We start from the raw sequence: 1,294 nt of genomic DNA on the forward strand, positions 1-1,294 counted from the left end.
AATGCGAGTAAAGAATGGAGCGGCACATTCGATGAGCTAGGGCGTAAAAAAGCAAAACTAGAACGCGCGAGTAAACGTATTATCGAACGTCACCAATCACAAGATAGCCTGAGCGAAGAGTTGATAACACAGGATTTAAAGCAAAAAGAAAAGCTGGATAAAAGTGCAGATAAAATCACGGAGTTCTTAGCGACCCACGAGGAAAAAACGGGCAGCAAAGGCAAGCCCATTAAAAGTAATATTACCGACCCTGATAGCGCGAAAATGACCACGTCAAAAGGTACAATCCAAGGCTACAACGGGATAGCGATAAATGACGATAAACATCAAATTATACTGCAAGCACAGGCATGGGGTACAGTGGGCGAGCAGCAAACCTTACAGCCAGCGGTTAAGCAATTAAAACAACAGCTCACTAAGCTCAATACAAAAAAAGAAGCAGATAATCACACCATAAAGTTTACCGCAGACAGTGGGTTTAACAGCGAAGTGAATCTTGAGTTTATGGCGAAAAGTGGCTTTGATACTTACATTGCGGATAACCAATTTAGAAAACGAAATCCGCTGTTTAAAGAAAGTGAAACTTATGAGACAGAGCAAGAAAAGCGCCGACTAAAACGCAGTAAAGGCAAGCCACGGTTATTTACCTCAGACGACTTCCATTATGATGAGACGACACAAACCTGCCGCTGTCCCGCAGGCAATGAAATGTGGCGAAGCGGTATAAATGTAAACAGCCACAACCAAAAATATACGCGATTCTGCGGTTACTTAAAAGATTGCAAGGTATGCCCACTGCAACAGCAATGTATGCGAAAGCCACCTATAAAAACAGGACGGCAAGTTCAGTTTAAAAATGATGAATCGCGTAAAAAGCTAAGCTACATCGACAAAATGAAGGTCAAAATAGACAGCCCAATCGGGCGACGACAGTACAGCAAACGACTTGGCTGTATAGAGCCAGTGTTCGGGAATATTACAGTTAACAAAGGCATGAATAAATTGACCTTACGCGGTCAAACGAAAGTGAATGCCCAATGGCAACTGTATTGTTTAGTTCATAATATAGAAAAGCTGCAAAACAGGACGCATTAATAAAGGTAAGCTGCTACCTCTCCAAATAAGCCACTTAAACACCTGCATACCTTCCAAAACGCCCATTAAAGCAACAGCAAATCCTCTTTTTATATTTTACGTAAAATCGAAGTAACCGATTGAATCAAAATAGGAACTCGGCTATGGTTAATGCATCAATAAAAATAAATTAAAAACGAGTTATTCTACAGCCTCGTTA

1 protein-coding gene is annotated in these 1,294 nt (G+C 41.0%); it reads left to right on the forward strand.

The window, feature by feature from the left end; all coding sequences use genetic code 11:
• On the forward strand, positions 1-1,095 hold a 1,095-nt coding region (locus H5162_RS21050), incomplete at its 5' end, for a transposase (protein ID WP_220493648.1).
• Positions 1,096-1,294: the final 199 nt, after the last annotated feature.

The organism is Pseudoalteromonas sp. SR41-8 (assembly GCF_014163915.1).
Lineage (GTDB): Bacteria > Pseudomonadota > Gammaproteobacteria > Enterobacterales > Alteromonadaceae > Pseudoalteromonas > Pseudoalteromonas rhizosphaerae.